The following is a 24,517-nucleotide window of genomic DNA, read 5'->3' as shown; positions in this document are numbered from 1 at the left end:
TTGTCATCTGTCTCGCAGATGACGAAGTCGCAGCTTTAGCTGAATGTCACAACTGAATGAAAAAAGGCGGCTATTATACTGGAAATTCTGCCGCACGATAAGTCCGGTACTGACTGTACGCCTGTTTCCTCGACGGGCATTGCGTAATCTCACAAAAAATAACAAAAATTGTCGCCCCTTTCACACTGATTCGCGATTAAGGTGTAACGGATTTCTTATTTTTTACTGGAGTGACCATGCTGGAACTGAACGCAACAACAACCGCCCTTGTCGTCATTGACTTACAGGAAGGGATCCTGCCTTTCGCTGGCGGACCACATACGGCACACGATGTGGTTATCCGCGCCGCACGGTTGGCGGAAAAATTTCGTGCTAAGGGTTCTCCAGTAGTGATGGTACGCGTTGGCTGGTCTGATGATTATGCTGAAGCGCTGAAACAGCCGGTTGATGCCCAGGCCCCCGCCAAAGCGTTACCCGACAACTGGTGGGATTATCCGCAAGCCCTGGGCAAATGCGCCAGCGATCTGGAAGTCACCAAACGTCAGTGGGGCGCGTTCTACGGTACCGATCTCGAGCTACAGTTGCGCCGCCGGGGTATCGATACCATCGTCCTGTGTGGCATTTCCACGAACATTGGCGTGGAATCCACCGCGCGAAACGCGTGGGAGCTAGGATTCAATCTGATTGTTGCGGAAGATGCCTGTAGCGCCGCCAGTGCTGACCAGCATCAAGGCAGCATGACTCACATTTTCCCACGCATTGCGCGCGTGCGAAGCGTGGACGAGATCCTGCACGCGTTATGATCTATATCGGCTTACCCCAGTGGTCGCACCCGAGATGGGTGCGACTTGGGATCACCAGCCTGGAAGAGTATGCCCGGCACTTTAACTCCGTGGAGGGCAACACCACGCTGTATGCGTTGCCAAAAGCCGAGATTGTCACCCGCTGGCATGCACAAACCACCGATGCGTTTCGATTTTGTTTTAAGTTTCCGGCCACCATTTCACATCAGGCCGCGTTGCGTAACTGTGATGATTTGGTACAGGAATTTTTCACGCGCATGTCACCGCTGGAGGCGCGCATCGGGCAATACTGGTTACAATTACCCGCCACCTTCGCCCCACGCGATCTGTCCGTTCTGTGGCCGTTTCTCGACGCGCTCCCCAAATCCTTTACCTACGGTGTCGAAGTTCGCCATCCGGACTTCTTTGCCAAAGGCGAAGCCGAGCAGCAACTGAATCGCGGCCTGCATGAGCGAGGTGTAAACCGGGTGATTTTAGACAGTCGCCCGGTGCATGCCGCCATCCCGCATACTGAAGCGGTACGCGAAGCTCAGCGTAAGAAACCAAAGGTTCCGGTTCATGCAGTGGTAACAGCCAATCATCCGATGGTGCGTTTTATCGGTAGCGATGATATGGCACAAAACCGGCAGTTATTTGCAGTTTGGTTAACCAAGCTGTCGCAGTGGCAACAATCCACGACGCCGTATCTTTTTTTACATACGCCGGATATCGCGCAGGCCCCGGAGCTGGTAGACACGTTATGGGCGGATTTACGTAGCGCCCTGCCAGAGATCGGATCAGCACCGTCTATTCCACAGCAATCTTCTCTTTTCTGAAATTGCCACCTATCATAGACAATGCCATCAGCCATTTTAAAGGGAGTTTGTATGGTAAGCGCGCTTTATGCCGTATTGGGTGCGTTATTGTTAATAAAGTTCTCATTTGACGTCGTGCGCCTGCGTATGCTGTACCGCGTTGCCTATGGTGACGGTGGTTTTAGCGAACTGCAAAGCGCTATCCGTATTCATGGTAATGCGGTGGAATATATTCCTGTCGCGTTAGTGCTGCTGTTATTTATGGAAATGAACGGCGCAGAAACGTGGATGGTGCATATTTGCGGACTGATGTTGATTGCCGGACGACTGATGCATTATTACGGATTCCACCACCGGCTTTTCCGCTGGCGGCGTTCAGGCATGAGCGCGACCTGGTGTTCGCTGTTGCTAATGGTGCTGGCGAATCTTTGGTATATGCCCTGGGAGTTGGTTTTCTCCCTGCATTAGCGCACAATACGCCACTTTATTTTTCCCGGATTTTTACGTTATGTCTCACCGCGACACGCTTTTTTCTGCGCCTATCGCCAGTCTGGGTGACTGGACCTTTGATGAACGGGTAGCTGAAGTCTTCCCGGATATGATCCAGCGTTCCGTTCCCGGCTACTCCAATATCATTTCGATGATTGGCATGCTGGCCGAACGTTTCGTACAACCCAACACACAGGTCTACGATCTCGGCTGCTCTTTGGGCGCGGCGACGCTCTCGGTGCGTCGCAATATTCATCACGAGAATTGCAAAATTATTGCCATTGATAATTCCCCGGCGATGGTTGAGCGCTGCCGTCGTCATATTGACGCTTATAAGGCACCAACCCCGGTTGACGTCATCGAAGGCGATATTCGCGACATTACTATCGAAAACGCCTCGATGGTGGTGCTGAATTTTACCCTGCAGTTCCTTGAGCCACCTGAGCGCCAGGCATTGTTGGATAAGATTTATCAGGGACTGAATCCCGGCGGTGCGCTGGTGCTGTCGGAGAAATTCAGTTTCGAAGACGCTCAAGTTGGCGAGCTGCTGTTCAACATGCACCATGACTTCAAACGCGCAAATGGCTATAGCGAACTGGAAATCAGCCAGAAGCGCAGCATGCTGGAGAACGTGATGCTGACCGACTCCGTAGAAACACACAAAGCGCGACTGCATCAGGCAGGCTTTGAGCACAGCGAATTGTGGTTCCAGTGCTTCAACTTTGGTTCCCTGGTGGCGCTGAAAGCTGAGGTTTGCGCATGATCGATTTTGGTAACTTTTATCAGTTGATTGCCAAAAATCACCTTTCCCACTGGCTGGAAACACTCCCGGCGCAAATCGCTGCCTGGCAGCGCGATCAGCATGGCTTATTTAAGCAGTGGTCGAATGCGGTGGAGTTTTTGCCAGAGTTAACGCCGTATCGTCTGGACTTACTGCATAGCGTCACCGCAGAAAGCGAGCAACCACTTAGCGACGGTCAGCTCAAACGCATCGACACCCTGATGCGGAACCTGATGCCATGGCGTAAAGGGCCATACTCGCTCTACGGCGTCAATATTGATACCGAATGGCGCTCAGACTGGAAATGGGATCGCGTCCTGCCGCATTTATCGGATCTTACCGGCCGTACCATTCTCGATGTCGGCTGCGGCAGCGGATATCACATGTGGCGTATGATTGGCGCGGGGGCGCACCTGGCGGTGGGCATCGATCCTACGCAATTGTTCCTGTGCCAGTTTGAAGCGGTGCGTAAACTGCTGGGCAACGATCAGCGCGCGCATCTGCTGCCGCTGGGTATTGAACAGCTTCCGGCGCTCAACGCCTTTGATACCGTATTTTCCATGGGTGTGCTGTATCATCGACGTTCCCCGCTGGAACACCTGTGGCAGTTGAAAGATCAGTTGGTTAAAGAGGGTGAACTGGTACTGGAAACGTTGGTAGTCGAGGGTGATGAAAATACCGTACTGGTGCCGGGTGACCGCTACGCGCAGATGCGTAACGTCTATTTTATCCCCTCTGCGTTGGCGCTAAAAAACTGGCTGGAAAAATGCGGATTTGTTGATGTGCGCATCGCCGATGTCTGCGTCACCACCACCGAAGAGCAGCGCCGCACCGAGTGGATGATAACCGAATCGCTGGCCGATTTTCTCGACCCGAACGACCACAGTAAAACGGTGGAAGGCTACCCCGCCCCATTACGTGCGGTATTGATTGCGCGTAAGCCGTAATGGATTGCCCGGTGGCGCTACGCTTACCGGGCCTACAACTCCCGTAGGCCTGATAAGGCATTGCCGCCATCAGGCATAAAAGAATAAAAAAAGGCCCCTGTTGAAATTGCAGGGGCCTGGTACGAGCAAGCATCATATTGGGCGACATGATGCAACGGTAAAAATCAGCTGGCCTGATGGCGTGCCATGATTGCTTTCATTTCAGCAACCGCCGCTCCGTCTACCGCATAGCGAGAATACTCATCCGCCTGCGTATCCGAAGACATCGACAACCCCGAATGGCGATAACGCATTGGGGAAGCCAGCCATACTCCGGCAGAACTATGGACTTCCTGCACTCCAGCATCCAGGAACAGGGACAAATTCGAGGCGCGAACCCCCGCTCCGGCCATAATGATTGGAGCACCCGCCTGCGCAATAAGTTCCATTATTTTTGTTAAACCTTGCACTGCATCTGATTTTTGCCCGGAAGTCAGTACCCTGGCGATGCCCAATTGAGAGAGTTTTTGTAGCGCATTGAGTGGGTTAGCGCACATATCAAACGCCCGATGAAAAGTGACATTCAGCGGACCGGCAGCCGCCATTATTTTTTCCATGCGCGGCATATCGACATTGCCATCCACATCTAAAATACCGGTCACCAGCCCTGGAAATCCCAGTTCTCTGACCATCGCAATATCATCCAGCATTGCCGCGAATTCACCGTCGGTATAACAAAAATCCCCTCCACGCGGGCGGATAATCGGGTTGACGGGAATAGCAACATGCTGACGAACCGAACGCAATACGCCCAGTGACGGCGTTAAGCCCCCTTCTTTCGGCGCCGAGCAAAGCTCAATGCGATCCGCGCCGTTTTGCTGCGCCGTAAGCGCGCATTCCATGCTGTAACAGCAAACTTCCAGTAAGGCCATGTTTACTCCTGTCGCTCACTTGCCACAATGGTTTCAATCGACCACGGGTGAAACTTTATCGTCACACTGCCATCGCTGACCGCCAGCGTAGGATTGGGTAATCGCTCACGCTCTCCTTTCGGTGAGCTGGTTTTCACGAAAATGCCCGGCTGACTCAAGCCTTGATCGGAAAGCAGCGCCAACGCTCGCGCATTCAGCGTTTGTGCATCACCCGGCAGGACAATCTCAATATGCTCCCAACCTTCATGTGGATAACGCTTTTCTCCCGGCCACGGCAGCTCTACGATGGAAAATGTCCAGTGCAGTACGCAAACCGGCTCATGAAGTTTGAACAGGCAAATGGGTCTGCCATTGATGACATTCTCTGACAATAGTTCACCGCACTGCTCAAACCCACGACGCCAGCGCTCTGCGGTAGTATTTTGATGGCAACGCAAAGAAATGTGATCGGCTTCAAGCGGTGTGACATCCAGACCAAGACGGGTGGAAAGTTCTGTTAACGCCTGCGTGAAATGCGGTAAATCTGCGGAAATATCATGCAGTTCTGCAACTGTTTGCCAGTTCGCCATAATAAAAGCTCATATCCATGTTCAAAGCCGCTAATTTACTCTGTTGCGCTGCGCCATCCAACCGCTGTTTTTTTCAAACGCGATATGCATAATTATACGTAATTGCGTTGCTTTCATTTCCGACAATGCACTGTACTCGCAATGCTGACGGCAACGGGCATTTGCAGTATACTCCCGCCCTAAATTCTTAAACTGGCGCGGTGAATTTTATCCCGCTTCATAAATGTAAGGTATTCCGGTGAATATTCAGGCTCTTCTCTCAGAAAAAGTCAGTCAGGCCATGATTGCTGCAGGCGCGCCTGCAGATTGCGAACCGCAGGTTCGTCAGTCAGCAAAAATACAGTTCGGTGACTATCAGGCCAACGGCATGATGGCTGTCGCTAAAAAACTGGGTATGGCGCCGCGACAACTGGCTGAGCAGGTGCTGACTCATCTGGATCTCAACGGGATTGCCAGCAAGGTTGAAATTGCTGGCCCGGGCTTTATCAATATTTTTCTCGATCCGGCATTTCTGGCGCAGCATGTTCAGCAGGCGCTGGCCTCCGATCGTCTGGGCGTAACCCAACCGGCTAAACAAACCGTTGTTGTCGACTACTCCGCGCCTAACGTAGCGAAAGAGATGCACGTGGGTCACCTGCGTTCCACCATCATCGGTGACGCTGCGGTGCGTACGCTGGAGTTCCTCGGCCACAATGTTATTCGTGCTAACCACGTTGGCGACTGGGGTACTCAGTTCGGTATGCTGATCGCATGGCTGGAAAAACAGCAGCAAGAAAACGCCGGAGAGATGGCGCTGGCTGACCTGGAAGGTTTCTACCGTGACGCGAAAAAGCATTACGACGAAGATGAAGCCTTCGCAGAACGCGCCCGTAGCTATGTTGTTAAACTGCAAGGCGGCGACGAATATTTCCGTGAGATGTGGCGCAAACTGGTCGACATTACCATGTCGCAGAACCAGTTAACTTACGATCGCCTGAACGTCACGCTGACCCGTGACGACGTCATGGGGGAAAGCCTGTACAACCCGATGCTGCCAGGTATCGTGGCCGATCTGAAGGCGAAAGGTCTGGCCGTTGAGAGCGAAGGCGCTACCGTCGTATTCCTTGATGAGTATAAGAACAAGGAAGGCGAACCGATGGGCGTTATCATTCAGAAGAAAGATGGCGGCTATCTCTACACCACCACCGACATCGCCTGCGCCAAATATCGTTACGAAACGCTGCATGCCGACCGCGTTCTCTATTACATCGATTCCCGTCAGCATCAGCACTTGATGCAGGCCTGGACCATCGTCCGTAAAGCCGGCTATGTGCCGGATTCCGTGCCGCTGGAACACCACATGTTCGGTATGATGCTGGGCAAAGACGGTAAACCGTTCAAAACCCGTGCGGGCGGTACGGTTAAACTGGCCGATCTGCTGGATGAAGCGCTGGAACGCGCGCGTCGTCTGGTGGCTGAGAAGAACCCGGATATGCCTACCGATGAGCTGGAAAAGCTGGCGAATGCGGTCGGTATCGGCGCGGTGAAATATGCGGATTTGTCCAAAAACCGTACCACTGACTACATCTTCGACTGGGACAATATGCTGGCGTTCGAAGGCAACACCGCGCCGTACATGCAGTATGCCTACACCCGCGTACTGTCCGTGTTCCGTAAAGCGGAAATCGACGAGAGCACGCTGGCAAATGCGCAGGTCATTATCAATGAAGATCGCGAGGCCCAGTTGGCTGCGCGTCTGCTGCAGTTTGAAGAAACGCTCACCGTCGTGGCCCGTGAAGGTACGCCGCACGTGATGTGTGCCTACCTGTACGACGTAGCGGGTCTGTTCTCCGGCTTCTACGAGCATTGCCCTATCCTCAGCGCGGAGAACGAAGAGATTCGTAACAGCCGTCTGAAGCTGGCGCAACTGACGGCGAAAACCCTGAAGCTGGGTCTGGATACGCTGGGTATCGAAACCGTAGAACGTATGTAAGTACGCAATGATTGAGGCCTGAGTCTGTAACGCGGACTCAGGCCTTTTTTATTTCCGTAACAGGCTATCTGTAACAACTCACAAGGAATGACACATTTCCGTAGAGATATGGAACATTTTTTGCCTGTCATCCCGTTTGAGCCTCCGTATCATTAGGCGGCGAATTAATCGGGTACGGGTCAATGACATTCAGAGATTTTGAGGCGGAAGAAAAACTCTTCCAGCGGCGTGTGATAGTGGCCTTTGGCCTTGTGGTTATCTGTTTTGGCATCCTGATTTACAATCTCTACAATTTACAAATCTGTCAGCACCAGTATTACACCACCCGCTCGAATGCAAACGACATTAAAATGCTGCCCGTCGCCCCAACGCGAGGCATGATTTACGATCGCAACGGCATCCCGCTGGTGCGCAACGTAACCTGGTACGACATTTCCGTTACACCTTATAAAATCAGCGATATGGATGCCCTAATCAGGCAGCTAACGCCGATCGTTGACCTCACCCCGGATGACATTGACCAGTTCCGCCATGAGTTAAAATCCAGCAGCCGTTATCGCCCGGTAGTGCTAAAAAATGCGCTGACCGATGTAGAAATCGCTCGCTTCTCGGTTAACCAGTTTCGTTTCAGTGGCGTCAATATCAATAGCTATGAAGACCGCCAGTACCCCTATGGGGCCGCACTGGCGCATGTACTTGGCTATGTTTCAAAAATCAACGACAACGATCTGAAAGCACTGGATAAAAAAGGTCTGGCAGAAAACTACGCCGCCGATCACAACATCGGCAAGCAGGGTATTGAGCACTATTACGAAAACGAACTGCATGGAAAAACCGGTTATCAGGAGGTGGAAGTCGATAACCACGGACGCATCGTCCGCTTGATCAAGGATGTGCCGCCCGTTGCCGGGAAAGATATCCATCTGACGCTGGACTTACATTTACAGCAATACATTGAGAGTCTGTTGGTGGGCCAGCGTGCGGCAGTACTGGTGGAAGATCCGCACGATGGTTCCGTGCTGGCGATGGTCTCCAATCCCAGCTATGACCCCAATCCGTTTGTCAAAGGCATCAGCTATCAGGACTATAACAAGCTGTTGCAGGATAAAGACCTGCCTTTAATCAACCGCGTCACGCAGGGGTTATACCCTCCTGCCTCCACGGTCAAACCATACATGGCGATGTCAGCGTTACTGAACGGCGTCATCACCCCGCAGACCAGTTTCTTCGGCGCGCCCACCTGGACGCTACCCGGCACCGAGCGACATTATCGTGACTGGAAAAAAACCGGTCACGGTATGCTGGACGTCACCAAAGCGATTGAAGAATCCGCCGATACCTTCTTTTATCAGGTGGCGTATATGATGGGGATCGACCGGATTAACAGCATGCTCAGCCAGTTTGGTTACGGTAAACCGACCGGTATCGATCTTGATGAGGAGTATAACGGCCTGCTCCCGAGTCGCGAATGGAAACAGAAAGTACATAAAAAAGCATGGTATCAAGGGGATACCATTTCTGTTGGTATCGGCCAGGGCTACTGGATTGCCACGCCGATCCAGATGGTAAAGGCTATGGTAGCGCTGATTAACAACGGCAAAGTCATCGCTCCTCACCTGCTACTCGATGAAGAAAGCGGCAAAACCCTCACGCCATACCAGGCTCCTGAACCGCCGTCGCAAATCGCCTCTGCGTCGTCACCCTACTGGGGGCTGGTGCGTCAGGCGATGTTCGGCATGGCAAATGAACCAAACGGTACCGGGTATAAGTTCTTTCACACCGCACCTTACGGCATTGCGGCGAAAAGTGGCACATCGCAGGTCTTCAGCCTGAAAGAAAATCAGACCTACAATGCGAAAATGATTCCTGTCCGTTTGCGCGACCATGTGTTTTATACCGCTTTTGCGCCCTATAAGAACCCGAAAGTCGCCGTGGCGTTAATCCTCGAAAACGGCGGCAGCGACGGTGTTACCGCCGCGCCGGTCATGCGGCAAATCATGGATCATCTGTTTGCGCCGCAGGATAATGCCGCGCAAACAGAGGTGAATCAACAATCAGGTCCGTTAGCGGCAGCCCCCTCTGCCAACGAGATCAAAAATACTTACGCAAGTATTCGGTAAGGCACAGTATCGCCATGGCCTGTCCATATGGCATGGAGGTCCGCGGGATATTGCGGTAAAAATCGAGATTGTGCCCCATTCCGGTACCAAACGAGGTGTGCATCAATTCACCTTCTGGTGAGATATGTTGCACAATGCCTCTGATGGCTTTTTCGGCCACCGCGGCATACTCTTGTCCGACATAGCGTTTACGTACTGCTTTGAGGATCCCATACGCAAATCCGGCGGTAGCTGACGCTTCCAGATACGACTGCGGATCGTCCAGCAGCGTGTGCCACAATCCACTTTCATCCTGGCACCTTGCCAGCGCCGCGATTTGCGCGTGCAGGACCTGCACCAGATAGCGGCGAACGGCACTGTTTTCTGGTAAATCGAGCAGTTCGAGGAAGTCCGGGATTACGATAGTTAACCAGCTGTTACCACGCGCCCAGCGGGCGTTGGCAAAATTATGCCGCCCTTCATAGCTCCAGCCGTGGAACCACAGCCCCGTTTCTTTATCCATCAGGTTCTGCACATGCAGCAGGAACTGATAGGTTGCCTCTTCGATATATTCTGGACGGTTGAGCAACTTGCCGATTTTCGCCAGTGGCAAAACCGTCATCATCAACGTGTCATCCCACATTTGCTGATGATTCTCTTCCGCCAGCGTAATGTGCTGCATACCGCCGAATTCGGTACGCGGCATATCATGCATGGCCCACTCAGCCCAGCTGTCGAGCCACGGCAGATACGCGGGGTTACGCGTCTCTTCATAGCGATACGCCAGCGTTAAAAACGGCGCCATAGTGTTGACGTTTTTGGTGGTCGCACCTTCAGCAAAGCGATCGGCAAACCAGCTATCGATGATATCGCGCATCGTTTCATCGCCGGTTTGCTGATAATACTGATACATCCCGTACAGGCCGACGCCGTGCGTCCACTCCCATCCCGCCCAGCCTTTGGTATCAATAACGCGGCCGTCGTCCAGACGCAGCAGGAATTCGCCTGTCTCATCATGAATATTGACCAGGTTATGCGTCACCTTTTTGATCAACGTTTTTAATTCATCCCTGGCAATAAAATGGTCTGGTTGACGCAACAACGGGCTGTGTTTAACCGGGTAAACAATCATTTACTTCACCTCTGTCAATGTCGAATTCAATGCGGCACCCTTTTCCAGTTTCGGTGCTGCTGGCTTATTACGATTCAGGTAACCAATATTGTTGTTGCCCCAAAGTGATTCATATGGCATGCCCGACAGCATCTCTACGGTCGCGCGGCCTTTGGCGGAGAGCCCTTCCGGCACGGGGCGTCCCGATGCCCGCATTTTTGCGGTCTCTTCACGCAGGGTACTGTGAGTTTGCAGGTTCAGTTTGAAACGTAAGGAAACCAGGAAACCCAGCGCCAGAACAATTAGCGTACCGCAGCTCAGAATTAACAAAATGGTATGGCTGACCGCCGCGGGTTGTACGCTGTGACCGGAGACAAAACCGGACATCTGCATGACAATCCCAACCAGCATCACCGCTCCCGCCTGTGACGCCTTACGCGTTAAGGTCATAATGCCGGCGAAGATCCCTTCCCGGCGCTGGCCGGTAATCACTTCGTCAACGTCAGCAATATAGGTGTAGGTATTCCAGGGGACATAATTGATACCGCCGCGTCCCAGACCCGCAATGGCAGAGACCAGCAGCAACAGAGAATAAACATCGCTTAACCCGGCATAGTAAAGCAGCACATAAGAGAGAGAGCTCGCGCCAAACAGGACAACCACCATCCGGTATGATGGCGCGGGTCCAAAGCGGATACACAATGGGATCATGGCGATAACGGCAATGAACTGGAAGATAGCCATCGTTCCCAGCAGGTTTGACGCCATCGAGGCTTCCTGCATCAGCACAAACACCACATAGTAAGTAAAGACGGCGTTAAAAACGTCCTGCGCTATATAGCCGCCGAGATACATTCCTAAATGCTGGCGGAAGATTCGGATGCGCAGTGTTGAACTCAGTTCAACAAACAGACGGGTCATGCTTTGGCTAAAGGTCAGCTTTTTCTTCTCTTCTTCGGCTCGCAGCGCGGCTTCAGTCCACTCAGAACGTGGGCGCTCCCAGGTAAAGAACCAGACGAAAATTAGCATCAGCGCGCACAGCACAGAGAACACCAGGCTGGCGTAGAAAAAAGACACCGGGTTATCTTTGCCAAACAGCGTCAGCAGAACGCCGGGTAAGAACGAGGCCAGAATAGCTGACATTTGCGCCATCGAAATACGCGCGCCGGAAAACTTGGTTTTCTGTTTAAAGTCATCGGTCATTTCGGGCACCAGCGTTTCATAAGGCACCAGAATCATGGTGTAGACCACGTCAAAAATCAGATAGGTCAGCAGGTAGTACCAGAAACCCATGTCACCCACCCACATCAGCGAGTAGCTAAAGACGCAGGGGATCCCCAACAGAATAAAAAACTTACGTCGCCCGAAGCGTTTACCGAGCCAGGTGGAACCAAAGTTATCGGTTAAAAAACCCATTAACGGGCTAACCACGGCATCCAGCACCCTGGCGGTGGCAAAAATGAAGGTCGCCTCGATAGGCGTCAGGCCACAAAACGTAGTGTAAAAATAGAGCAGCCAGGCGGCGGTTAATGCCGTGGTGCCTGCGCCCAAAAAATCCCCCGAACCGTAGGCAAAATAGTTAACCAGTCCGATTTTACGTGTCTTCATTGCCGTTACCCCTGCACATTATTGGGAGGCCCCGCAATCCTCGCGTTGATATTGGGCGTCCTTACAGGGTCACAGTAAAAGCTAACAGGAAGTGAAACCTTTCTGTTTCTGCCAGGGATGTTCGCGAAATGGCAACAGCACAAAGAGTCCGGCAACGTATGTCACCAATTTTATAAAACAGCGTTTCTTTTTAATCAAAGCGGCGGGCTAAAATTGCGAAGCAGCCAGCAGTTTCTGCTGCTGGCCTAATGAAGGAAGGCGTTAACGATAGTTTACTATTACCTGATTGCTCTGTACTTGTAAGGCGGGGATCAGACGACCGCCGCCGGGAACTTCCCAGACAAAATGCATCGGTTCGATGGCGGGAACATTATTAAACCCGTTGGTGGTGCCACTTTGTCCGTCCAGCTCGACACAGCGGGACTGAGAACATAAACGCACACGTAACCCCGCAGGGGTTGGTCCATTAAGCGCATAGCGCCACGCCACCAGGGTCATCAAACCCGAGACGGGCTGACTGGGAACCAGAGGTGCGGACGAGGCTGACTGACCACGATGGTTTAAGGTGATGCCCATTCCGCTCGCCTGCCATGCCCCTTCTCCGGCCGCCTGCGCCACCAAAGGAAAAAGCAACAGCCACAGTAAGTTACGCATTATTTACCTCCAATGGTCGCCGTCATACGAATATGGCGGTTATCGGAAAGCTCCATGTTCGATAACACCACCAGTTGCGGTATGCTGCGGCGTAAAAAGCGTGCCAGTAACGGACGCAACGCGTGATTAACCAGCAATACCGGCGGCGCACCCAACATTTCCTGGCGGGAGAGCGCTTCCTGAGTTTGGGCCAGCAGCCTGTCTGCCAAACCAGGCTCCAGACCGCCGCCGCCCTGTAATGCTTGCAGCAGCAGACGTTCAAGCGGGGTATCCAGACCAATAACCTGAACCTCTTCATTACCCGGGAACCATTGCTGGGTGATGGCGCGCCCCAGCGCAACGCGGACTACCGCAGTAAGCTCATGCGGATCGTTTTGCAGCGGCGCATGTTCAGCCAGCGTTTCAAGAATGGTGCGCATATCGCGAATCGGTACTTTTTCGTCCAGTAAGTTCTGCAGCACTTTGTGCAGTGTGGTCAGCGTCACAACCCCAGGGACCAGATCTTCGGTTAGCTTTGGCATCTCCTGTGAGACGCGGTCCAGTAGCTGTTGCGCTTCCTGACGCCCGAACAGCTCAGCGGCAAACTGACCAATCAGGTGATTCAGATGCGTAGCGACAACGGTACTGGCTTCAACCACCGTAAAGCCCTGAATCTGCGCCTGTTCCTTCAATGCGCTCTCAATCCAGATAGCGTCCAGACCGAAAGCCGGATCGACCGTTTTCTCTCCCGGCAACGAACCTGCCGCCGTCCCCGGGTTAATAGCCAGCCAACGTCCGGGATAGGCGTCCCCGCTGCCGATTTCCACCCCTTTCATCAGAATGCGATAGCGGGCGGGTTGCAGATCCATATTGTCGCGAATGTGGACCACCGGCGGCAGGAAGCCCATATCCTGGGCAAATTTCTTACGAATACTGCGAATTCGCCCCAGTAGCTCGCCATCCTGCTGAAAATCCACCATTGGGATCAGGCGATAACCCACCTCCATTCCCAGTGAATCCTCCAGTTGCACATCGTTCCAGGTGGCTTCCACCACAGAGTTATTTTCCGGCATTTTTACCGGCTGAGGTTCAGCAGGCGCTTTGAGTTCGCGACCACGCATCCACCAGGCCAGGCCGAGTAATGCGGCGGTAAACATCAAAAATACCAGGTTTGGCATACCAGGTACCAGGCCCAGCAAACCCAGCACCGCTGCACTAAGCAGCATAACGCTTGGATTACTGAACAGTTGGGTCACCATCTGTTCGCCTACATCCTGGTCGGTACTCACGCGGGTCACGATAACACCCGCCGCCGTTGAGATAACCAGCGCGGGGATCTGCGCGACCAGGCCGTCACCGATAGTCAGCAGGGTATAACTTTCCGCGGCGCTGCCCATGCTCATACCATGCTGTAGCACCCCGACCAACAGGCCGCCAACCACGTTGATCACCATGATCAAAATACCGGCGATGGCATCTCCGCGTACGAATTTACTCGCACCATCCATCGAACCGTAGAAGTCCGCTTCCTGCGTCACTTCCGAACGGCGTTTTTTGGCTTCATCTTCGCCAATCAGTCCGGCATTTAAGTCGGCATCAATCGCCATCTGCTTGCCGGGCATACCATCCAGCACGAAGCGTGCGCCAACTTCAGCGATACGACCGGCGCCTTTGGTAATAACCATAAAGTTAATGATGACGAGAATAACGAAAACCACGATCCCGATGGCAAAGTTACCGCCCACCAGGAAGTGACCAAAGGCTTCAACCACCTTCCCCGCCGCGGCCGCACCGGTATGTCCTTCCATCAAAATGATACGCGTCGACGCGACGTTCAGGGCCAGGCGCAATAATGTGGTGAACAGCAAAATCGTCGGGAACGCAGCAAACTCAAGCGTGCGCTGTGTAAACATCGCCACCAACAGCACCATGATCGACAGCGCAATATTAAACGTGAACAGCAGATCGAGGATGAAAGCCGGCAGCGGCAGCACCATCATCGACAGGATCAGCAGAATGAGGATCGGCCCGGCAAGGATTTGCCATTGCGTGGATTTGAGGTTGCCGGGCAGGCGCAGCATCGCGACCAGATTAGCCATCAGTATTCTTCTCGTTCAGGAAATCCAGTGCGTCAGGCACCGGAAGGTTTTCAGGTTGTGGTGGCGGATTGCCGCCTGCCAGACGCCAGCGTTTTAACTGCCATACCCATGCCAGCACTTCGGCAACGGCGGCATATAATTGCCCCGGTATTTGCTGACCAATCTCTGCATGACGATATAACGCACGCGCCAGTGGTGGTGCTTCTAGCGTGGGGACACGATGCTCGGCGCCAATCTCACGAATGCGTAACGCCACCAGCCCCGCGCCTTTGGCAACAACTTTCGGCGCGCTCATTTTGTTCTCGTCATACTGCAACGCCACCGAGTAGTGCGTGGGGTTGGTTACAATGACGTCCGCTTTCGGTACATCCGCCATCATGCGACGCTGTGCCGCCGCGCGCTGCATTTGGCGTATTTTGCCCTTAACGTGCGGGTCACCTTCGCTTTGCTTAAATTCGTCACGGATATCCTGACGCGACATGCGCAGCTTTTTCAGATGGCTATAAATCTGGAAAAAAACGTCGAACCCGACCATGGGAATGACGCCCAGCACCACCAACAGCGCGCACATACCGACTAAATCCAGGGCATTGCCCATCGCCGTAATCGGTGATTCCGCCATCAGCCGCATCATCGCCGGCCAGTTATGCCAGAGATAAAATCCGGCCACGCTTCCCACTAACGTGGACTTCAGTATCGCTTTGAGTAGTTCGGCACCGGTTTGCGCGGAAAACATGCGTTTAATGCCTGGCAGCGGATTCAACTTAGAGAACTTGGGTTGCAGAGATTTACCACTGAAGATCAAGCCACCAAGCATCACGGGTGAGATCAATGCCACCAGAACGACGCCAGTAATCAACGGCAACAGCGCAATCATCGCGTCTTTAATCAGCAGGATGATTTGGCTGAGGATCAGATTGGGGTCATTGACCATACTGTGGTCAAACCGTAGCCCAGCCGACAGCATGCCAGCCAGTCTGCGGGCCAGCGACTCCCCACCAATCCAGATAATGCACACTCCCACCAGCAAAATAAGCAGTGAAGTCAGCTCCTTGGATCGGGGGATCTGCCCTTCCTCCCGTGCTTTTTCAAGTCGGTGGGGTGTGGGGGCTTCTGTTTTGTCGTCGTCGCTTTCTTCTGCCACTGTACGTGCTCGTTACCCATTACGTCTGACTTATCATGCCAGCATGGTCCGTAAGCAATGGCGAGAAAAAACCGCGCAATCATGCTCTTTTCGGGGTTTACCCGGCGGATAGATCCTGCGCAATACCGTCTCATCGTCGGCTAAAATCGCTATCACAGCATAATATTTATTAATTTCTGAATTAAGAAACATTAAAAAAAGACGAACATAACTCTGTTAACAGAACAAAATCGAATAAAAAAATAGCAATTTCGCCTAAGTTTTAGAAGAAAGCAATATAAGAAATGCTTAACATAATCACATTATATATCATTCCCTTCAGACTCAATAATAAAATAAAAAATCATAAGCTTTAATTATAACCCACTTAACCCCGCCCTACTCCACAACGATTAAACCTCATGTATACTGGCGGCCGAATAATATTACCGTTGAGCTACACCCATATTTTTATGGAATAAAATATTAACACTTACAGGGATTATCAAATCATGAAGATGAAGAAAAGCGCTGTATTTTTTGCTCTGCTGTCAGCATATTCATTTAATGTATTAGCCGCAGAAATGAATGCAGGGACGATTCATTTTACCGGAGAAATTATTGAACCAAGTTGTGTCATTGATGGAGATGATGGTACGGACAGCACTATACCGCTGGGTACGTGGCCGACATCATTATTTACCACTGTAGGTACAGAAACAGATCTTGTCGATGTCGATATAAAACTGACTGACTGTCCGGTGACGACTGAAGGTCTGACTTCCGTGCAGTTAACCTTTAATGGCCCTACCGCATTAACCAAGTCCAATACGCTTCTTGACGTCAGTCAGATCACGACCGCAGGAGAGACGGCAGCTACCGGAGTGGGTATTGCACTTAGCCCGATCAACTCACCAACAACATTGTTGGCCTTCGATGGTTCAGAGGGGCAAGTTTATATTCCGCTATCAACAGAGTCCACCGATACCATTCAGGCTCACCTTCAGGCTCGCTATAAATCGTTCGCAAAAGAAGTCACCGCTGGCCCGGCCGATGCGGACATGACAATTAATATTTTATATCGCTAACACTTTCTATTTTTACGCCTGGAATACTTCCAGGCGCTTAATACCATCGATAATATTCAACCTATTACGGGTCCATTTTATGCGCATCCTTATTATGGTGGCATTATTCCCTCCTCTCTTTTACTCGTGTTTTTGTCCGGCGAGTGGAATTCAGGTTGGCCGCACACGGATTATTTTTGACGCTAACAAAAAAGAGGTCGCGCTGGCGCTGACTAATACTGACACGCAACTGCCATGGTTAATTCAGTCGTGGACCGATACGGGGGATGAGAAGACGCGCGGACCTTTTATCGTTACCCCGCCGCTTTTTCGCCTCAACGCGCAAAAAGAGCAGAGCCTGCGTATCACCTGGAACGGCACGCCACTGCCAGAGAATAAAGAATCGCTGTTTTATATGAACGTGCGCACTATTCCGGCTACCGCCAAAGAAAATGAAAGTAAAAATATTCTTCGGCTAATCTATAAAACCCGTCTCAAACTGCTCTGGCGCCCTAAAAATATTACGGGTTCACCGGCACAAAGCTGCGAGAAGTTACAGTTTGTGCGTTCAGGTAAGCAGTTACAGGTAACGAATAATAACGCCTTCTATACGGTTTTCGATAGCTTACACTTGGGCGCAGTTTCACTTCCGAAGGCGGATATGGTGGCACCTTTCAGCACCGCCACTTTCCCGCTGCCCGTGCAAGCTAACGGTGATCAGGTTACCTGGCACTGCATTACCGACTACGGAAATGCCTCGCAACAATACTCGGCCCCGTTGAGCAAGGGGGGTTAATGTTGCGACGTTCTACGTTTGCTCCTTCGAGGCTGTCGCTGCTAATCCGCGGTCTTCTCAGCATTGCATTTGTCGTTTCAGGCCATGCTTTCGCACGGGAATATTCCTTTTCCTCTTCATCACTGGAGGGCAACGAACTCTCGCAACAGGATATCGATTTGTCGCTTTTCTCCCGCGAAAATGCGCAACTGCCCGGTACCTGGTCTTCGCGGCTACAGCTCAATAAGACGTTGCTGGGTGAAGAACCGGTTACCTATACAAGTGCCACGGATGGTACGCTTCAGGCACAGTTCACGCCGGAAATGCTGCGCCACTGGGGCGTTAAAATTGAGAACTATCCAGCACTTGCGGATGCGCCAGCGAATGTACCTCTCCCACACCCTCTGGGGTATTACATCCCGCAAGCCTCATCATCGCTCGACTTTTCCACGATGACGCTCAATATCAGCATGCCGCAGGCCGCCATTGCGAATCCGGCCAGGGATGGTATTGACCCGTCACTGTGGGATGACGGCGTACCGGTTCTGTTTACGGATTACAGTTATTCAGGTTCACAGACCCGTGACGGTAACCATAATACCTCTGACAGCCAGTACCTCAATCTGCGTAGTGGTCTTAACCTGGGCGGGTGGCGGGTACGCAACTATTCCACCTGGAGCAAAGCTGAAAGCATCAATGCCTGGAATGCCATTAATACCTATCTGCAGCATGATATTGATGTGCTACGCAGCCAGTTTACCGCGGGTGAAAACAGCACCCGTGGCGATGTCTTCGACAGTATTCAGTACACAGGTGTAAATCTGGCCTCCGATGACGAAATGTTACCGTTTAGCCAGCGCGGCTACGCGCCCGTTGTACGCGGGATCGCCAGTTCAAATGCGGAAGTCTCCATCCGGCAAAATGGCTATTTGATCTACCAGCAAAACGTTGCCCCGGGGGCTTTTGAGATTTCCGATCTCTACTCGACAACCAACAGCGGCGATCTGGATATCACGGTAAAAGAAGCCGACGGCACAGAGCATCATTTTACCCAACCTTACTCCAGCACCGCCGTGATGTTACGTCCCGGCAGGATAAAATACGAAGTCACCGCGGCCCGTTACCGGGCGGCCAGCAGCAGCGACGAGAAAGAACCCGAATTCGCCCAGGCCAGTTTTATCTACGGTTTGAACAATGCCGCAACGCTGTTCGGCGGAGTCACCTCTTCTGGTGATTATCAGGCTGCGAACGCCGGGATCGGTATAGCACTGGGCGAGTTGGGCGCCCTTTCGGCTGACGTCACGGCAGCCAGAGCCACGCTGGATAATGACCAAACAAGTTCCGGGCAGTCGTATCGCCTGCTTTACTCGGGCAAGATCGAGCGTACCGCCACCAACTTCACGCTCGCCAGCTATCGCTATTCTACGCAGGGCTATTACAGCTTCAGTGATGCCAATAAGAAATACAGCGGTAATGAAGATGACCTGATGTTCAGCTATAACAAACGCAACCGAATTCAGGCCAGCATCAGCCAAACATTGCTGGGCAGCAGCATCTACCTGAACGGTTATCAGCAGGACTACTGGGGAACCTCAGAAACTGAACGCAGCCTGTCTGCCGGAGTAAATACGACAATAAATGGGATTAGCTATCATCTGACTTATACCTACAGTAAAACCAGCGATCGACAAGACGATCAGATGATCGCCTTTGGACTCAGCGTGCCTCTCAGCCGCTGGTTGCCCAACGCATGGTCGACCTATAACGTCAGCAGCAGCAAACATGGCTATACCCGCCATAATATCGGGTTGAACGGCACGCTACTTGACGATCAGCGTCTGAGCTATTCCCTGCAGCAAAGCCGCAGCAATCACGACGGCGAAGATACCAGCAGTCTGTACAGCAGCTACCGCTCGCAATACGCCAGTTTGAACGCCGGCTATTACACTTCATCGGACCGCTCGCAACAGTTGAATCTGGGTGCCAGCGGCGCGATTGTCGCCCATCCTCACGGCATCACCTTTTCTCAACCATTGGGCGATCAGTTTGCCATAGTCTCTGCTCAAGGGGCAAAAGGCATCCGCTTTCAGAATCAGCGCGGTATACGCACCGACTGGCAGGGTAATGCTGTCATCCCCTCCCTGACGCCGTATCAGAAAAACAGCATCCGAATTGATACCACCAGCCTGCCGGATGATGTTGATACCGATGCAACTGCCACCACCGTCATTCCAAGCCGTAGCGCAGCGGTGGCGGCAAACTTTGTCGCGCACATCGGTTATCGGGCGCTTCTCCATCTCACCAATGCCAGGGGACAAGTGATTCCTTTCGGTGCAATGGTCTCCGTCGATAATGCCTCAATTCTCGGCATCGTTGATGATACCGGCACCGTCTACCTCGCAGGGGTTCCGGCGACCTTTCCGATAACCATTCAATGGGGTAAGGCTCGTGAACAACAATGCCATGCCAGCGTGGTCCTCCCTGAGCCCGAACACGCTGCGAATCTCGCAGGGATTCTCTCTACTCAGGCCATTTGCAAACAGGAATAATATATGCGCCACATTTTTGCGGTCGTATTGACCTCGGTTCTCTTTATATTGCCAGCCTCAGTCCAGGCTGCGATAACGCTATTATCAAATTGCTTTGGAGCATCTGCTGACTATTCAGTGTCATATGAGCATGAACTCAGCAGCACAGAAAATAACACAAATTATTCATACTTAACGGGGAGCTACATGCCAGGTACCGGGCCTGAGATCGAAGCCAATTGCACATGTCCCGCCAATACCACATCAGCATCGATGATTTATGAATACAACTTCGCCGGTAGTCCGCTGACGGCAGGCGTCAGTGGATACGGAGTCTTAACAGAGAACCTGGATATCAAGGTTTCGGGATTTAACGACGCTATCGACAATCCCGATGGCATGGGGTTAAGTGAGATCAAAATCACCGAGTACCCGACCCCAATCGGCAATATGGGCAGTCAAAAGGCAGACCAAAAACTGTCGGAAGGGACGGCAGATGTCTGTAACAACGAAACGCGACCGACCGGTGGCGCAACGGTCAAACGAAAGTTCAAGCTCAGCGTGATTCGCTTTTATCTGTACATTAAAAAACCGATATTGGGTGAAGAGATCATCGACCCCACGCTGGTTGTGCAAAGCTATGCCTGTCTGTATACAGGAAATGGTTCATGCCGCAACACCGATGCTCAACTGGTGTCCAATATCTGGCTGAGCGGTAAGCTTACCGCCCCTCTCAGTTGTACGATTAATGCTGGAAGCACCATTGAGGTTGATATGGGGAGTATTATCAGCAGTCAGTTTGTTAACCAGGGTCAACCGCCAAAAGGCTATACGCTGAAAGATGTCGATATCGCCTACCATTGTGACGGCCCCGCCATCAGCAACAGCGACAAGATTAAGCTGACGTTGACCGCCGATCAGGGCGTGGTAGAGGGTAGTCAGTCCTACATCGCCAAACTGATTGGCAGAAACGATCTCGGTATCAGAATGTTTGATGCAAATAATCAGAACGTAGTACTGGATGGTTCTGTGGACTTTCCGGTTACGCTGGATGAACAGGGAAATGGCATAATTAACATGACGGCCGCGCCGGTCTCTACCACCGCCAGCCGCCCGGAACCAGGAAGCTTTGAAGGCAACATGACCGTTAAAATGGATTTACGCTGAGAACTTTCCCCTCAGACCTACTCTGCGGCCTGAGGGGACTCGCGCAACAATCAGAACCCGAGACTATCCAGCAGGTCGTCAACCTGATCCTGACTTGCCACCACGCCGGCTTTTGAGGTGTCAACCTGTGGGCCGTTCAGCAAGCTTTCGTTTTCACGTTTTGGACGAGCGCCCTGCTCCGGAATGTTTTCCAGCAGAACCATCAGCAGCTGACGTTCAATCTCCTGGATAACATCCATCATACGCTTGATGACCTGACCGGTGAGGTCCTGGAAATCCTGCGCCATCATGATGTCCAGCAACTGGGCATTGGTGAAGCTGGTATGTCCGGGCACGTCACCAAGAAACTGACGGGTGTCGGTGACCAGCTCCCGGGCGTCAGACAGCTCGATCGGATTTTCGAACCATTCATCCCAGCGTTTTGTCAGCTCTTTGGCCCCTTTTTCCATCGCGTCCTGGTGCGGTTGCGAAGCTTCCACGCTGTTCAGCGCGCGCTCTGCCGCCTGTGCAGTCATTTGCACAACGTAATCGAGACGATCGCGGGCATCGGGAATCGCTTCCGCCGCTTCGGCAATAGCCTGATCCAGCCCCAGTTCGCGCAGGCTGTCGCGCAGCATTCGGGTCAAACTGCCGATGCGCGCGATGATGTCCCCTGCTGAGTGTTCGTCAGCAGGTTTAATTTGTGGTTGCATCATCATTATCACACCCTCACATGCCCAGTTTCTCAAAGATCTTATTGAGTTTTTCTTCCAGCGTCGCCGCCGTAAACGGTTTAACGACATAACCACTGGCGCCTGCCTGTGCTGCCGCAATAATGTTTTCTTTCTTCGCTTCTGCCGTGACCATCAGCACTGGTAGGGAAGACATTCCGCCATCTGCACGAATGGTTTTCAGCAGTTCCAGGCCGTCCATATTCGGCATGTTCCAGTCGGAAATGACAAAACCGAATCCCCCAGTCTGCAGCTTATTCAGCGCATCCACGCCGTCTTCCGCCTCTTCAACATTGTTGAACCCCAGCTCTTTGAGCAGGTTACGCACGATGCGACGCATGGTGGAAAAGTCATCCACAACCAAAAACTTAAGCTCTTTATCCGCCATAAAAAATAGACTCCTGATTCAAATACGTATTGCCTGTCCGGCACTGATTTTCGCCAGCATTTGCTGGCTTACCTGGCTAAGATCGACCACTTCGCTTACGCCACCCATATTGATGGCCTCGCGCGGCATGCCGAACACCACACAACTTGCTTCATTTTGCGCAATGGTCCAGGCGCCAGCCTGGTTCATCGCTAACATTCCGGCGGCGCCGTCGTTGCCCATGCCGGTCAGGATCACTCCCACCGCATTACGCCCCGCATGTTTTGCCACCGAATGGAACAGCACATCCACTGAAGGCCGGTGCCGGTTAACCGGCGGGCCGTCATGAATTTTTATTTGGTAGTTCGCGCCGCTACGCGCCAGCTCCATATGTTTGTCACCGGGCGCAATATACGCATGCCCCGGGAGAACGCGTTCCCCGTCTTCGGCTTCTTTCACCGTGATCTGACACAGTTTGTTCAGACGTTCGGCGAACGAGCGGGTAAATCCTGGCGGCATATGCTGGGTGATAAGAATACCTGGACTTGAAAGCGGCAATGGCTGGAGTACATGGCGAATTGCCTCTGTTCCTCCGGTTGAGGCGCCAATCACCAGCAATTTTTCCGAACTGAGTAATGGCCCTGCTTTCAAGGTCGTTGGTGCTGCCATGGGTTTATGAGCCGCCAGTTTTGCCCGCGACGCAGTGCGGATCTTCTCCGCGATCATTTCGCTGTAGGCCAGCATCCCTTCACGGATCCCCAACTGCGGTTTAGTGACAAAATCAATCGCCCCCAACTCCAGCGCCCGCAACGTGACCTCTGAACCTTTACCGGTCAGAGAAGAGACCATGACGACCGGCATCGGACGCAGACGCATCAACTTCTCAAGAAAGTCGAGACCGTCCATGCGCGGCATTTCCACATCCAGTGTCAGTACGTCGGGATTGTATTTTTTGATTAAATCCCGGGCGACCAACGGATCTGGCGCCGTCGCCACCATTTCCATATCACTGTGGCTGTTAATAATTTCGGTCATGATTTGACGCATCAATGCAGAATCATCAACCGACAACACCCTGATTTTACTCATGCTTTATCCTTACCTGGCGCATGCGCATACACGGTCTGTCCACGCAGGCTAAACTCGCGCACGAGGTTGCTAAAGTTTTCTGAATGACCTGCGAACAGCAGCCCATCTGGTTTAAGAAGTGGAACAAAACGGTGCAATATGTCCTGTTGCGTCGTTTTATCGAAGTAGATCATTACGTTACGGCAAAATATGGCATCGAAGGGCCCAGGCACGTTGTACTGCTTATCCAGTAAATTCACGCTGGAAAATTCAACATGCCCCGCCAGTTCCTGCCGGACGCGTACCAGCCCTTCATGCGGTCCGGTGCCGCGCATGAAATAACGCTGCAACTGCTGGGGTGACAGCGTCTTTAGCTCATCAAGGCGGTAAATACCGCTTCTCGCCTTTTCCAGCACTTCGGTATCAATGTCGCTGGCAAAAACACGCCAGCGGCCCGGCGCCATACCTAAGGTATCGGCGAGCGTAATGGCGATGCTGTACGGCTCTTCTCCGGTTGACGCCGCCGCGCTCCAGACGCGGTATTCACCGCTACGCCGACGAGCATGATCCGACAGCACCGGAAAATGATGCCCTTCGCGAAAAAACGCGGTCAGGTTGGTGGTCAGAGAATTAATAAAAGCCTGCCACTCAGCACTGTTCTGGTTAGCTTCCAGCATGCTGAGATAGCGACCAAAGTCATCCAGACCCAGGGTTCGCAGGCGGCGAACCAGGCGGTTATAAACCATGTCCCGCTTATGGTCGGCCAGTACGATCCCCGCACGCTGGTAGATTAATTGACATATCCGACGAAAATGCGCGTCAGACAGCGCGAGGCGCTGTGTCATCTGTAACAATAATGACGTTTGCCCGGAGGGCAGAGATGATGTCATAGCGCC

Annotated in this window: 22 protein-coding genes; 11 read left to right on the top strand and 11 right to left on the bottom strand. The window is 52.5% G+C overall.

Annotated elements, in window-relative coordinates; all coding sequences use genetic code 11:
• The first annotated feature begins 236 nt into the window (after positions 1-236).
• From M4I31_RS09835 to cmoB, 5 genes are read left to right on the top strand one after another with little or no spacing between them, the layout of a single operon-like run.
• Entirely contained in the window at positions 237-803 is a 567-nt protein-coding gene (locus tag M4I31_RS09835; protein ID WP_038641434.1) for a hydrolase, read from the top strand.
• Positions 800-1,618, top strand: coding sequence for a DUF72 domain-containing protein (locus M4I31_RS09830; protein WP_085048040.1), 819 nt, complete (start codon positions 800-802; stop codon positions 1,616-1,618). The genes M4I31_RS09835 and M4I31_RS09830 overlap by 4 nt, the downstream gene beginning before the upstream one ends.
• Positions 1,619-1,669: 51 nt before the next feature.
• Positions 1,670-2,065: an MAPEG family protein gene (locus M4I31_RS09825; RefSeq protein ID WP_038641437.1), complete on the top strand. Its 396-nt coding sequence runs from the start codon at positions 1,670-1,672 to the stop codon at positions 2,063-2,065.
• A gap of 40 nt (positions 2,066-2,105) precedes the next feature.
• Positions 2,106-2,849 carry a carboxy-S-adenosyl-L-methionine synthase CmoA gene (cmoA, locus tag M4I31_RS09820; protein ID WP_038641439.1) on the top strand — a complete coding sequence of 248 codons (744 nt, stop codon included), beginning with the start codon at positions 2,106-2,108 and terminating at the stop codon, positions 2,847-2,849.
• On the top strand, positions 2,846-3,814 hold the full coding sequence (gene cmoB / locus M4I31_RS09815) for a tRNA 5-methoxyuridine(34)/uridine 5-oxyacetic acid(34) synthase CmoB (protein ID WP_038641441.1): 969 nt from the start codon (positions 2,846-2,848) through the stop codon (positions 3,812-3,814). The genes cmoA and cmoB overlap by 4 nt, the downstream gene beginning before the upstream one ends.
• Positions 3,815-3,978: 164 nt before the next feature.
• On the opposite strand, the gene cutC is transcribed toward cmoB, so the two are convergent.
• Together cutC and M4I31_RS09805 are read right to left on the bottom strand one after the other, a co-directional pair.
• Entirely contained in the window at positions 3,979-4,725 is a 747-nt protein-coding gene (gene cutC, locus M4I31_RS09810; protein ID WP_085048039.1) for a copper homeostasis protein CutC, read from the bottom strand.
• A 2-nt stretch (positions 4,726-4,727) separates the two neighbouring features.
• Positions 4,728-5,294, bottom strand: a complete 567-nt coding sequence (locus M4I31_RS09805; protein WP_085048038.1) for a VOC family protein — start codon at positions 5,292-5,294, stop codon at positions 4,728-4,730.
• Positions 5,295-5,532: 238 nt separating this feature from the next.
• On the opposite strand from M4I31_RS09805, the gene argS reads away from it, so the two are divergent.
• Positions 5,533-7,266, top strand: a complete 1,734-nt coding sequence (gene argS, locus M4I31_RS09800; RefSeq protein WP_085048037.1) for an arginine--tRNA ligase — start codon at positions 5,533-5,535, stop codon at positions 7,264-7,266.
• Positions 7,267-7,448: 182 nt separating this feature from the next.
• The gene (gene mrdA, locus M4I31_RS09795; RefSeq protein WP_085048036.1) at positions 7,449-9,386 is read left to right on the top strand and encodes a penicillin-binding protein 2; all 1,938 of its coding nucleotides are present in this window, start codon (positions 7,449-7,451) and stop codon (positions 9,384-9,386) included.
• On the opposite strand, the gene M4I31_RS09790 is transcribed toward mrdA, so the two are convergent.
• The 5 genes from M4I31_RS09790 to flhB all read right to left on the bottom strand — a co-directional run bounded on the left by M4I31_RS09790 (position 9,358) and on the right by flhB (position 15,960).
• The gene (locus M4I31_RS09790) at positions 9,358-10,497 is read right to left on the bottom strand and encodes a glycoside hydrolase family 105 protein (RefSeq protein ID WP_085048035.1); all 1,140 of its coding nucleotides are present in this window, start codon (positions 10,495-10,497) and stop codon (positions 9,358-9,360) included. The two genes, mrdA and M4I31_RS09790, sit on opposite strands and share 29 nt — an antisense overlap.
• Positions 10,498-12,084: an MFS transporter gene (locus tag M4I31_RS09785; RefSeq protein WP_085048034.1), complete on the bottom strand. Its 1,587-nt coding sequence runs from the start codon at positions 12,082-12,084 to the stop codon at positions 10,498-10,500.
• Between the two features lie 261 nt (positions 12,085-12,345).
• Positions 12,346-12,738 (bottom strand): flagellar protein FlhE, encoded by a 393-nt coding sequence (flhe, locus tag M4I31_RS09780; RefSeq protein WP_085048033.1) that lies wholly within the window; start codon positions 12,736-12,738, stop codon positions 12,346-12,348.
• Entirely contained in the window at positions 12,738-14,816 is a 2,079-nt protein-coding gene (gene flhA, locus M4I31_RS09775; RefSeq protein ID WP_006684120.1) for a flagellar biosynthesis protein FlhA, read from the bottom strand. Before flhA ends, flhe begins: the two co-directional genes overlap by 1 nt.
• On the bottom strand, positions 14,809-15,960 hold the full coding sequence (flhB, locus tag M4I31_RS09770; RefSeq protein ID WP_038641457.1) for a flagellar biosynthesis protein FlhB: 1,152 nt from the start codon (positions 15,958-15,960) through the stop codon (positions 14,809-14,811). Before flhB ends, flhA begins: the two co-directional genes overlap by 8 nt.
• A 491-nt stretch (positions 15,961-16,451) precedes the next feature.
• Between flhB and M4I31_RS09765 the strand changes: the two genes are divergently transcribed.
• The 4 genes from M4I31_RS09765 (at position 16,452) to M4I31_RS09750 (ending at position 21,476) form a co-directional block, all read left to right on the top strand.
• Positions 16,452-17,027 carry a fimbrial protein gene (locus tag M4I31_RS09765; protein WP_038641461.1) on the top strand — a complete coding sequence of 192 codons (576 nt, stop codon included), beginning with the start codon at positions 16,452-16,454 and terminating at the stop codon, positions 17,025-17,027.
• A 79-nt stretch (positions 17,028-17,106) separates the two neighbouring features.
• The gene (locus M4I31_RS09760; protein WP_085048032.1) at positions 17,107-17,802 is read left to right on the top strand and encodes a molecular chaperone; all 696 of its coding nucleotides are present in this window, start codon (positions 17,107-17,109) and stop codon (positions 17,800-17,802) included.
• On the top strand, positions 17,802-20,330 hold the full coding sequence (locus tag M4I31_RS09755) for a fimbria/pilus outer membrane usher protein (RefSeq protein WP_085048031.1): 2,529 nt from the start codon (positions 17,802-17,804) through the stop codon (positions 20,328-20,330). Before M4I31_RS09760 ends, M4I31_RS09755 begins: the two co-directional genes overlap by 1 nt.
• Positions 20,331-20,516: 186 nt before the next feature.
• Positions 20,517-21,476 (top strand): fimbrial protein, encoded by a 960-nt coding sequence (locus M4I31_RS09750; RefSeq protein ID WP_223229514.1) that lies wholly within the window; start codon positions 20,517-20,519, stop codon positions 21,474-21,476.
• Positions 21,477-21,526: 50 nt separating this feature from the next.
• Here the strand turns inward: M4I31_RS09750 and cheZ are convergent, their stop codons facing one another.
• Genes cheZ through cheR form a run of 4 tightly spaced genes read right to left on the bottom strand, consistent with a single transcriptional unit; the run spans position 21,527 to position 24,511 of the window.
• Positions 21,527-22,171 carry a protein phosphatase CheZ gene (cheZ, locus tag M4I31_RS09745; protein ID WP_038643245.1) on the bottom strand — a complete coding sequence of 215 codons (645 nt, stop codon included), beginning with the start codon at positions 22,169-22,171 and terminating at the stop codon, positions 21,527-21,529.
• Between the two features lie 13 nt (positions 22,172-22,184).
• A complete protein-coding gene (gene cheY, locus M4I31_RS09740) occupies positions 22,185-22,574 on the bottom strand; it encodes a chemotaxis response regulator CheY (RefSeq protein ID WP_038641468.1) in 390 nt (129 codons plus the stop codon).
• A gap of 18 nt (positions 22,575-22,592) precedes the next feature.
• On the bottom strand, positions 22,593-23,642 hold the full coding sequence (locus tag M4I31_RS09735) for a chemotaxis response regulator protein-glutamate methylesterase (protein WP_038641470.1): 1,050 nt from the start codon (positions 23,640-23,642) through the stop codon (positions 22,593-22,595).
• A complete protein-coding gene (cheR, locus tag M4I31_RS09730; protein WP_038641472.1) occupies positions 23,639-24,511 on the bottom strand; it encodes a protein-glutamate O-methyltransferase CheR in 873 nt (290 codons plus the stop codon). Before cheR ends, M4I31_RS09735 begins: the two co-directional genes overlap by 4 nt.
• Positions 24,512-24,517: the final 6 nt, after the last annotated feature.

Source organism: Citrobacter sp. XT1-2-2 (genome assembly GCF_023516235.1).
Classification (GTDB): domain Bacteria; phylum Pseudomonadota; class Gammaproteobacteria; order Enterobacterales; family Enterobacteriaceae; genus Citrobacter; species Citrobacter werkmanii.
The sequence above is the reverse complement of the archived record's forward strand: the minus strand, read 5'-3'. Positions and strand labels throughout refer to the sequence as shown.

What these genes read in the sequence shown, in the direction of transcription:
- M4I31_RS09835 (WP_038641434.1), top strand. Translation starts at nt 237, where the DNA reads ATGCTGGAACTGAACGCAACAACAACCGCCCTTGTCGTCATTGACTTA.
- M4I31_RS09830 (WP_085048040.1), top strand. Translation starts at nt 800, where the DNA reads ATGATCTATATCGGCTTACCCCAGTGGTCGCACCCGAGATGGGTGCGA.
- M4I31_RS09825 (WP_038641437.1), top strand. Translation starts at nt 1,670, where the DNA reads ATGGTAAGCGCGCTTTATGCCGTATTGGGTGCGTTATTGTTAATAAAG.
- cmoA (WP_038641439.1), top strand. Translation starts at nt 2,106, where the DNA reads ATGTCTCACCGCGACACGCTTTTTTCTGCGCCTATCGCCAGTCTGGGT.
- cmoB (WP_038641441.1), top strand. Translation starts at nt 2,846, where the DNA reads ATGATCGATTTTGGTAACTTTTATCAGTTGATTGCCAAAAATCACCTT.
- cutC (WP_085048039.1), bottom strand. Translation starts at nt 4,725, where the DNA reads ATGGCCTTACTGGAAGTTTGCTGTTACAGCATGGAATGCGCGCTTACG.
- M4I31_RS09805 (WP_085048038.1), bottom strand. Translation starts at nt 5,294, where the DNA reads ATGGCGAACTGGCAAACAGTTGCAGAACTGCATGATATTTCCGCAGAT.
- mrdA (WP_085048036.1), top strand. Translation starts at nt 7,449, where the DNA reads ATGACATTCAGAGATTTTGAGGCGGAAGAAAAACTCTTCCAGCGGCGT.
- M4I31_RS09790 (WP_085048035.1), bottom strand. Translation starts at nt 10,497, where the DNA reads ATGATTGTTTACCCGGTTAAACACAGCCCGTTGTTGCGTCAACCAGAC.
- M4I31_RS09785 (WP_085048034.1), bottom strand. Translation starts at nt 12,084, where the DNA reads ATGAAGACACGTAAAATCGGACTGGTTAACTATTTTGCCTACGGTTCG.
- flhe (WP_085048033.1), bottom strand. Translation starts at nt 12,738, where the DNA reads ATGCGTAACTTACTGTGGCTGTTGCTTTTTCCTTTGGTGGCGCAGGCG.
- flhA (WP_006684120.1), bottom strand. Translation starts at nt 14,816, where the DNA reads ATGGCTAATCTGGTCGCGATGCTGCGCCTGCCCGGCAACCTCAAATCC.
- M4I31_RS09765 (WP_038641461.1), top strand. Translation starts at nt 16,452, where the DNA reads ATGAAGATGAAGAAAAGCGCTGTATTTTTTGCTCTGCTGTCAGCATAT.
- M4I31_RS09760 (WP_085048032.1), top strand. Translation starts at nt 17,107, where the DNA reads ATGCGCATCCTTATTATGGTGGCATTATTCCCTCCTCTCTTTTACTCG.
- M4I31_RS09755 (WP_085048031.1), top strand. Translation starts at nt 17,802, where the DNA reads ATGTTGCGACGTTCTACGTTTGCTCCTTCGAGGCTGTCGCTGCTAATC.
- M4I31_RS09750 (WP_223229514.1), top strand. Translation starts at nt 20,517, where the DNA reads ATGCCAGGTACCGGGCCTGAGATCGAAGCCAATTGCACATGTCCCGCC.
- cheZ (WP_038643245.1), bottom strand. Translation starts at nt 22,171, where the DNA reads ATGATGCAACCACAAATTAAACCTGCTGACGAACACTCAGCAGGGGAC.
- cheY (WP_038641468.1), bottom strand. Translation starts at nt 22,574, where the DNA reads ATGGCGGATAAAGAGCTTAAGTTTTTGGTTGTGGATGACTTTTCCACC.
- M4I31_RS09735 (WP_038641470.1), bottom strand. Translation starts at nt 23,642, where the DNA reads ATGAGTAAAATCAGGGTGTTGTCGGTTGATGATTCTGCATTGATGCGT.
- cheR (WP_038641472.1), bottom strand. Translation starts at nt 24,511, where the DNA reads ATGACATCATCTCTGCCCTCCGGGCAAACGTCATTATTGTTACAGATG.